At 40.8% G+C, this 8,726-nt stretch carries 12 protein-coding genes; 7 read left to right on the top strand and 5 right to left on the bottom strand.

Features of this window, described 5'->3' with window-relative positions:
• Window positions 1-283 (top strand): DNA-methyltransferase (locus PX484_RS01360; protein WP_288102694.1); only part of this gene is annotated, 283 nt, incomplete at its 5' end.
• Window positions 284-306: 23 nt separating this feature from the next.
• Here PX484_RS01360 and PX484_RS01355 read toward each other — a convergent pair.
• A complete protein-coding gene (locus PX484_RS01355) occupies window positions 307-429 on the bottom strand; it encodes a hypothetical protein (RefSeq protein ID WP_288102693.1) in 123 nt (40 codons plus the stop codon).
• 83 nt (window positions 430-512) lie between these two features.
• Between PX484_RS01355 and psb34 the strand changes: the two genes are divergently transcribed.
• On the top strand, window positions 513-692 hold the full coding sequence (gene psb34 / locus PX484_RS01350; protein WP_002732326.1) for a photosystem II assembly protein Psb34: 180 nt from the start codon (window positions 513-515) through the stop codon (window positions 690-692).
• 74 nt (window positions 693-766) lie between these two features.
• Here psb34 and PX484_RS01345 read toward each other — a convergent pair whose 3' ends face one another.
• On the bottom strand, window positions 767-1,549 hold the full coding sequence (locus PX484_RS01345) for a tetratricopeptide repeat protein (RefSeq protein ID WP_002801164.1): 783 nt from the start codon (window positions 1,547-1,549) through the stop codon (window positions 767-769).
• A 62-nt stretch (window positions 1,550-1,611) separates the two neighbouring features.
• Here PX484_RS01345 and psbP point away from each other — a divergent pair, with 62 nt between their 5' ends.
• The 4 genes from psbP (at window position 1,612) to ureG (ending at window position 4,253) form a co-directional block, all read left to right on the top strand.
• The gene (psbP, locus tag PX484_RS01340) at window positions 1,612-2,160 is read left to right on the top strand and encodes a photosystem II reaction center PsbP (protein WP_002801162.1); all 549 of its coding nucleotides are present in this window, start codon (window positions 1,612-1,614) and stop codon (window positions 2,158-2,160) included.
• A gap of 210 nt (window positions 2,161-2,370) precedes the next feature.
• Window positions 2,371-2,763 (top strand): hypothetical protein, encoded by a 393-nt coding sequence (locus tag PX484_RS01335; protein WP_287766043.1) that lies wholly within the window; start codon window positions 2,371-2,373, stop codon window positions 2,761-2,763.
• Between the two features lie 133 nt (window positions 2,764-2,896).
• A complete protein-coding gene (locus tag PX484_RS01330) occupies window positions 2,897-3,484 on the top strand; it encodes a Maf family protein (protein WP_287766046.1) in 588 nt (195 codons plus the stop codon).
• A gap of 175 nt (window positions 3,485-3,659) precedes the next feature.
• Window positions 3,660-4,253 (top strand): urease accessory protein UreG, encoded by a 594-nt coding sequence (ureG, locus tag PX484_RS01325; protein ID WP_002792251.1) that lies wholly within the window; start codon window positions 3,660-3,662, stop codon window positions 4,251-4,253.
• A 9-nt stretch (window positions 4,254-4,262) separates the two neighbouring features.
• Here ureG and PX484_RS01320 read toward each other — a convergent pair whose 3' ends face one another.
• The 3 genes from PX484_RS01320 to PX484_RS01310 all read right to left on the bottom strand — a co-directional run bounded on the left by PX484_RS01320 (window position 4,263) and on the right by PX484_RS01310 (window position 8,210).
• The gene (locus tag PX484_RS01320; RefSeq protein ID WP_046662779.1) at window positions 4,263-4,988 is read right to left on the bottom strand and encodes a WecB/TagA/CpsF family glycosyltransferase; all 726 of its coding nucleotides are present in this window, start codon (window positions 4,986-4,988) and stop codon (window positions 4,263-4,265) included.
• A gap of 27 nt (window positions 4,989-5,015) precedes the next feature.
• Complete coding sequence (locus PX484_RS01315; protein ID WP_288102692.1) at window positions 5,016-6,416, bottom strand: ABC transporter substrate-binding protein; 1,401 nt, start codon at window positions 6,414-6,416, stop codon at window positions 5,016-5,018.
• Window positions 6,417-6,608: 192 nt separating this feature from the next.
• A complete protein-coding gene (locus tag PX484_RS01310; RefSeq protein ID WP_287766048.1) occupies window positions 6,609-8,210 on the bottom strand; it encodes a B12-binding domain-containing radical SAM protein in 1,602 nt (533 codons plus the stop codon).
• Between the two features lie 189 nt (window positions 8,211-8,399).
• Between PX484_RS01310 and PX484_RS25600 the strand changes: the two genes are divergently transcribed.
• Window positions 8,400-8,726: DUF4089 domain-containing protein (locus tag PX484_RS25600; protein WP_353853203.1), on the top strand; the 327-nt coding region annotated here is incomplete at its 3' end.

Raw genomic sequence — 8,726 nt, 5'->3', positions numbered from 1 at the left:
AGTCACTACAGGAGAAAAGCGCAGTTCTAAGGAAAGAACCGGACATCCCGCACAATTTCCTTTAGCAATTGTCGAGAGAATTATACAAGCTTCATCTAATCCGGTAGAAATAATTCTTGATCCCTTTGCTGGTTCTTGTTCTACAGGAATAGCGGCCTTGGGATTAGGAAGAATTTTTGTGGGTTTTGAAATTCGACCAGACTATTGCGAGATAGCTGCAGAGAGATTTAAAAGATTTAAAAAAGAAAGAAGCAATACTTATATTCAAGGCTCATTATTATAGTATTAAAAACGGATTTAGTATGATTAGCCTTTTTTAACTTGTTTTCGCAGTTTCAATCCTTGAAATTGCGATCGCAAATAAAAGTAGCAGAGTCCGGCAGTTACCCCAAGACTAAGAATTGTTATCCCCGTGGGAATTTCCCACATCCCCGACTCGGTTACTAATATGTTGTACTATTGTAATAAGAGGATTTTTTTCCTGAAAAATTGTCATATTCGAGGTTTTGATTATGCCTTATACAAACGAAGAAGGTGGACGCTTAAATAATTTCGCCGCCGAACCGAAAGTTTATCAAGCGGATCCCCCGACTAAATCGCAACAACGTAATTATCTTTTCTGGGGTGTTGCTGCGATCACACTTGTGGGTGGACTGTTAGCCGTCGCTTTTTACGCATCCCAAGCTGGCTAAAATTTAGTCCCTCGTAGTTGCGATTTAGCCTCTTTCACTCCTATTTAGTGCTAATATCACAACTACTCCCTATTTTAAGGCTTTTGACCCTGAATTAATGCCACTGCTGACTGAGACTTAGCCGCAGTCCCCTGTTTACCCTGAGATAACGCCAGACGAGCCGCCGCCTCTAAATCAGCGATCGCTTTTTCCCTGTTTCCCAATTTATAATGGGTTAAACCCCTGTTGTGGTACGCTTCGGCAAAATTAGCATTGATTTTCAGACTCTCATCATAGTCCCTTAAAGCCATTTCCTGTTGTCCGGCTCGGTTATAGGCTAGAGCGCGATTATATAAAATGCGATCCTGTCCTCTGGTTCCCTGTAAACTCAAAGCTTTTGTGTAATCCTCGATCGCTTCTGGGTGTCTACCTAAGTCATCCTTAGCATTACCGCGATAAATAAAGAAATCAGCAAAATTTCCGTTTAAAGCGATCGCTTTTGTGCAATCTTCCACCGCTGCCTCGTATTTTTTCGTCAGATAATAGGCATAACAACGATTACCGAGAGCATTAACATAATTAGAGTTGATTGTCAAGGCCTGGGTATAATCTGCGATCGCTCGCTCGTACTGGCCGAGAACTAATTCCGCGTAGCCGCGATTATAATAAGCATCGGCATCCTTCGGTTCTAATTGTAGAGCTTGAGTAAAATCTGCGATCGCCCCTGAGTAATCCCCTGCGGTTAAACGATCCACCCCCCGATTATAAAATTCTACAGCCTTGACGGGGTTAGCGGTAGTTTGAGCGCTTAGGGGAGAGATAGTCAGTAAAAAAGTCGCTATAGCCATAATAATTGTCAATTTTTTCTTAATTTTCATAATCCGTTCACCTAAACAATTCAAGGTAAAATTAAACAGCCCTACTCACAGGTCAAAATATCATGATTAAATCTCTTTTGGCGACTTTCCTCCTAATCACCACCCTCCTCTTCACCGGTTGTACAACTCCCATCGCTGGACTGCAAGGATACACCAGTGGCAGCCAAGGCTATCAATTTTTATATCCTAAGGGTTGGACGCAGGTGGATGTGAAAAAAGTTGCGGGAGTAGATGTGGTTTTTCATGACCTGATCGAAACGAGTGAAAATTTAAGCGTTATTATCAACCCCGTCCCCGACAATAAAACCTTAACAGATTTAGGGACACCCTCGGAAGTTGGCTATCGTCTCCTGAAAAATAATAGTCTTAACCCCAATCTCGATAAGGAAGTAGAATTAATTCGCTCAGAATCCCATCAAATCGACGGACAAGATTATTATATCCTCGAATATCAAGTTAAATTAGCCAACGGCCAAGAACGTCATAATCTTGCCAGCGTCACGGTTAATAATAATAAACTCTATTCTTTTAATCTTTCCACTTCCCAAAAACGTTGGACGCAAATTCAAGAACTCTTTGAAACTATCGTTGATTCTTTCTCGGTTAGTTAGGGAAACTGGCAACAGGCAATAGTAAAATGTAGGGTGCGTTAGTCGTAACGCACCACTTATGATCAACTAGGTAGCCAGTTACAATTAAAGATAACATACTTACTTAATCAGTAAACAGTGAAAAGACAGTAGGAAACTTCTATTTAATACTGTCACTTAAAACTCAAATCTAATAACTGATAACTGATAACTGATAACTGATAACTGAATATGAGTAACTCGGAAGAAAATAGACTAGATAGACTCGAATCTCTTGCTGAAAATACCCTAACAGAACTACGCGAGATTAAATCAGGATTACAGGAGATTAGATTAGGACTACAGGAAACCAATCAGGGATTAAAAGAAACTACAGCGATCGCTAATTCTAACGCCAAATCGATCGAAGCGTTAACTAATAGTCTTGCTCAGTCTAAAAAAGAATGGGAAAAAGACAGACAGGGACTTGATCAACTGCTAGGACAATTAACTCGATCGAGGTCAGATTTTTATGAGGTTCAGTCAGATTTTTACAATCGATTTGACAAAATTGAAGAAAGAAAATCACGCATGGTTGAGATTTTAGATCGTTATTTACCCCCCGAAAATCCTGCCAATTCCTAGCAGAAATAGCTAAAAAACTGATAACTGATGGTGGGTTACGGCAAATAGATAAATTGATAATTAAGTCTAATAATTTGTCATTGCCTAACCCACCCTACCTAACTATCTCCTATCTCTTTTGACTGAAAAAACTATGTCTATTCCCTTGATTCTTGCTTCCGCTTCTCCTGCGCGTAAAAAACTATTACAAATGGTAGGAATCGATCCAATTGTGCGAGTGAGTAACTTTGATGAATCGACAATTAATGCTGATGATACTCTCCATCTTGTCCAAACTTTAGCCCAATGTAAAGCGCAAACGATCGCCCCCCAATTTGATTTAGGATTAATTCTTGGTTGCGATTCCGTCTTAGAAGTAGCGGGGGAAGTCTATGGCAAACCCAAGGATAAATCAGAAGCGATCAAGCGTTGGCAAAAAATGCGTGGTCAGGTGGGTACACTCTATACAGGTCATGCTTTAATCGATCGAGTTAATCATCAAACCTTGACTCGTTGTGGGATTACTAAAGTTCACTTTGCCAATATCAGCGATCAAACAATTATTGCCTACGTTAACACCGAAGAACCCCTCAAATGTGCCGGCTGTTTTGCCCTAGAAGGAAAGGGGGGTTTATTCGTAGAAAGATTGGAGGGATGTCACAGTAATGTTATCGGTTTAAGTTTACCCCTATTTAGGCAGATGTTAACGGATTTTGGCTACCAAATCACTGACTTTTGGTGATCTTTTGGCTGATAATTTCACCAAATTTATTGACAAAAGGGCTTGACAAATTCTCAGATTTGTGTTAACCTTTTATTATAATGGGAATCCGTGTCGCCCTGCGAACCCCTCTTTTTTCTATCGGATAGCCCCAAAATTTTTAACCCTTTCCTTTTCACTTTTTCCCGAAAAAACTATGTCTTGCTTGCGCGTGGGAATTGCCGGTCCGGTGGGTTCAGGAAAAACAGCCCTTCTCGATGCTCTGTGTAAAAATTTGCGGGATCAATATCCGATCGCCGTAGTCACCAATGACATTTATACTCAAGAAGATGCCCAATTTTTAGTGAGATCACAAGCTTTAGCCCCGGAAAGAATTTTAGGAGTAGAAACGGGAGGATGTCCCCATACAGCTATTCGCGAGGATGCCTCAATTAACTTAGTTGCCATTGAACAGTTAGAGAGAAAATTTGCTAACTTAAAGTTAATTTTTCTGGAAAGTGGTGGGGACAATTTAGCGGCAACCTTTAGCCCCGAATTAGTAGATTTAACCATCTATGTGATTGACGTGGCAGCCGGAGATAAAATTCCTCGCAAGGGGGGACCGGGTATCACCAAATCGGATTTATTGGTAATTAATAAAATAGATTTAGCCCCGATGGTGGGGGCAGATTTAGGAGTGATGGATAGAGATGCCAAAAAGATGCGCGGGGATAAACCCTTTATCTTCACCAACTTGAAAACACGGGAAGGATTAGAGCGAGTGATTGCCTTTATCGAAAAGAATTTATAATAACTATTACTAGGAATAAAAAAGAGAGCGCCAGAAAAATTTAGGTAAAGCTAACATTCTTTTCCAGCGCCAAGGTTCCTGATATAGTCGATACAACCACTCTAAATTATTGTCACAGAAAAAGCGAGGGGCGCGGATTTTTATCCCGGACCAGATATCAAAACTACCCCCCACACCTACCCAGATAGCTTGGGGACAGAGATGGCGATGTTCCCTAATCCAATATTCTTGTCGGGGTACTCCCAAACCAACTAAAATTAACCGCGGTTGTTGATCTTTTAACACCTCGATCCAATCGGACATTTCCTCGGAAGATAGATAACCGTGGTTAGCCAGAATACGGATATTAGGTATCTTTTTTTGCCAATTACTTGCCGCTTTTTCCGTAATCCCCGGTTTACCACCAAAAAAAGCAATAGGAGAACTTTCTCCCTGCATTCCTAACTCAGTAATTAAGGATTCTGATAATTCAATACCGGGGCAGCGGGTTTGTTTTCTGCCCCTTAATTTTAAGTAAATGACAATCCCCGCACCGTCGGGAATAACTAAATCTGCTTCCCGAATAACTTGGGCTACTTTAGCATCATTTTCCCCTAACATTGCCATTTCTGCATTAAGAGTGACAACGTGGGAACCAAAACCTTGATAGAGGCGATCGATTAACCAACGACTGTAGTTATCGAGAAGATGAACTGGTAAACCGAGAACTGAATATTTAGGGGGAGTTTCTAACATATAATTCATCTTGATTTAGTTGTCATTTTATCGAGAAATTGGCACAAAATCTACCCCAAAACTAGAACGAGAACCGGGTTTAACTACCACTAATTGCACGGATTGATTGCGATCGCCAGACGGTAAAAATCGCACTGGATTAGTCGCCCCAGGCACAGAAAAATTACTGCTTCTTAACGCCTGTTGAACTCCCTCGCGGCTAGATTCTGCCTTAATGCCAGCGATTAAAGCCTGGGTAGCGTCATAGGCGGTAGCAGTGCGCCAATTTACGTCTCCTTGCCACAATTGGCGGGAATTATTCACAAAAGGACTGTTCGGATTAGCCGCCAAATGCCAAGCGACAGCGACAATCATGCCCAGGGCATTTTTTCCGCCTACATCCAGAGTTTTGGGGCTATAAACGTCATCACCCGCCACAATCGGTAATTTTTGACCATTGATTTGAACCACCTGCAAAGCCTTATCTAGGGTACCACTATCCCCAAGAAGGGCGATTAGATTTGCTCCCTCCTGTTGAGCTTGTTGGAGGCTTTTAGAAGGGGTAAAAGTGAGGGAAGATAGATCAAATTCACTCACCACTTGACCTCCTCCTAATCCTAAAGCGGTGATAAATTCAGATTTTAGGGATTGACTATAATTACTTTGGGAGTTAAAAAATACCACTGCCTTGACGTTAGGATTTTTTTGCAAGCTAGATTCGGCTAATGCCCGTGCCGCCACAAAATCACTGGGAACAGAACGAAAGATATAGTCACCAAAATTGGAGAGTTTAACTGAGGTACTGATGGGGGAAATCATTACTAATCCTGCTTTTTGATAGATAGCAGCCGCAGCTAAAGAGGTGTCACTGCTAGTGTGTCCTACTACTCCTAAAATGCTGTTATCAGCCGTTAATTTTTGGGCAATTTGAGCGGCAATTTCGGGATTATCAGCATCATCAGCAATGAGAACTTTTAAAGGAGTGCCATTAATTCCTCCGGTTTGATTGATTTGATTTTGAGATTGGGCAACTCCTCGTAAAACTTCTAGGGCGGTGTTGACATTGCTCCCAATTGGCACGGAAACGGCGATAGTATAGGACTTAGCTTCACCAATACGGGCGTTATTTAAGTAGATGAGAGCTTCGGGATCATTTCGATTAGTTTGTAGGGATTTTTCTAGGAGGTAAACTGCTTGCTGAAAGTCTCCTTTTCCGAGTGCCTGTATGGCGGCTTGTTTGTCAGAAGAAGCCCCTTCAACTATTAATAATTTTTCCCCTTGACTAAATCTTGCTTGTGCCGATACCGATTTTTGCCCCAGTTCAGGAAGATTGGTTGGGTTATCTTTTCCTTGAAAACGATTGTATAACCACCAACCACCTGCCCCAAAAAATATTAGGGTAATCAGCAGGGCTAAAAGGAGGGTAACGGTCTCATTTTTCTGGCTCATGGGCTGATCAACTAAGATTAAATTAATGGTTTAATCGAGATTTATGTTAATAAAAGTAACATTTTTGGTTTTTTAATAGGGCCAATCCAAGTCTGAATGGCAACAATATCCGATCTACCTTGATAGAATACCTCATTTGGGGTCTGATAGTCAAGATATTGTTTAAATGCGTCTTAGCTTATTAGCGATACTTTACCTTTTTCTTTGGGAATCTTCTAAATGTTTTATTAAAACATTGGAGGATAAAGGACCGTGTAAATGACTCCAGGGTAAAACCTGTTCTAAACGCCATTGTTGATGAACATAATAATCTAGAGGGGGAATTTTTCCTTTTAGTTCCTTAAAAGCCCGTTTATAACTGCCTAAAGAATCACCGTAGCCACGGGTTAATTCTAACAGGGAAGTTAAGCGGCGATCTCCTCTAGATAATAGGGCTTGAATCACCGACCAATTATAACTTTCTGGACGAAATTCTATGCCCTGTTTACCTAATTGTTTCTCTAGATATTTTAATCTTTTTTCGGCCATTTTATTAACTCCAAACCACTGAAAAGGAGTATGAGATTTAGGCACAAAGGTGCTGCAACCGAAAGAGATTCGCAGTCCAGAGGCAGCTTTTTTTAAGGCTATTAACATTTCCACAGTTGCCCCAATATCTTCGGTTTCTTCTCCCGGTATTCCCACCATACCATAGAGTTTTATCCCTTTTAAACCGCCCGCTTTAGCATTAATGGCAGCCTGGATAATTTCATCATTGGCTAACTTTTTGTTGATAATTTCCCGCAAGCGATCGGAACCACTTTCTACAGCAATAGTAATTGATTTGCTGTCTCTTAGGGATAAAATTCTGGCTAATTTTTCCGTGACAGTATTAGTTCTAACTGAAGCGATCGAGAGTCTAACTCCCTCAAATTTTGGTTGAAAAAGATAATCAAGTAAGGTTTCAAATTCAGGATGTTGGCTGACGGAAGCACCTAATAAACCCAAGCGATCGGTCACTTTTAAACCTTTTTCAATGGCGGGAATCAGGGATTCTAAACTAGCAGTACGAAAGGGTAAAGTTAGATAACTAGCTAAACAAAAACGGCACATTTCTGGACAACTTCGCACCACCTCTACCATATAAATATTCTCCCATGCCGCTTGTTTTGTCACCACCGTAGAAGCAGAAAGGGTATTACTGCGATAGGTTTGTTTACTAACAAAGGCGGGAACATTATTATCTATGGGTAGAATTGCCGTAATTTCGCCATCAGGACTATCATAATTAACGGTGTATAAACTAGGAACATACACCCCCGGAACCTGTGCTAAATGACGGAGTTTTGTCGGGCGAGCGGCGTTTCTAACCTCTTGATAGGCATTAATAAAATCAGCAATTAAATTTTCACCATCTCCCAATAAAATTACATCAAAAAAAGCGGCAAAAGGTTCGGGATTAGCAGTTAAAACCGGTCCACCTCCAAAAATTATCGCTTGCTGATCTTGCCGTTGATGACTGTGGCAAGGAATGTCTAAAGATTCTAACAGCGAGAGGATATTAACATAGTCCAATTCCCAGGAAAAGGAAAAGCCGACTAATTCGGGATAACGGGGTAAAGATTCTTGAAAATCCGTAAATAAACGACTAACTTGTATATCCGATCGCAGGGCTAAAGTTGCCCAAACAATTTGATAACCTAAACTGGTTATACCCACAGAATACTGATTAGGAAAGGCAAAAATGGTTCTAAGGGCATCACTGTGGGGTATTGCGGGAGTAAAGAGTAGTTTTTCGTCTTGTAAGATGGTCATTTCAGTTATCAGTTATCAGTTATCAGTTATCAGTGACTACCAGTAGTCTTCAGTAGCTTTTAATTTTCATTCTCTTGAAAGGGGAGACTTGTTACCTCTTGTTTTTGGTCATATATAAGTTTAATTTAATCGGGGGGTGAAGGAGGGGAAAATATCTCAATATACAGTTCTAGGATCCTATCTCAGGTTATGATCCTAGGTAGTCGGTGGTCAAGAACAAATTTAAGTTATACTTCCTGCCTAGGCATAGCTATTGTATTTACAGGAGATTTTCTCTTATATCCTAGCAATTTTCACAGGTTAACTAGGTGTCGATTGATCCCCTTCACCCCAGCCAGAATGAAATCTATGAATAATTCCGAAGAATACGTTATAATCATGGCGAAAATCCTAGATTTAACCATTCCCGATCGCTATTTAAATTCTGTGGTTGAAAACTGGCAACGCTTGCAAGAAATCGCCAGTTTAGTGACAGAATTTCCCTTAGAGGATGACGGGGAAAGCGCCCTCAGCTTT

The organism is Microcystis sp. M49636_WE2, from assembly GCF_030065375.1.
GTDB lineage: Bacteria > Cyanobacteriota > Cyanobacteriia > Cyanobacteriales > Microcystaceae > Microcystis > Microcystis aeruginosa_C.
Note: the sequence above shows the minus strand (reverse complement) of the source record. Positions and strands in the feature narration are given on the sequence as shown.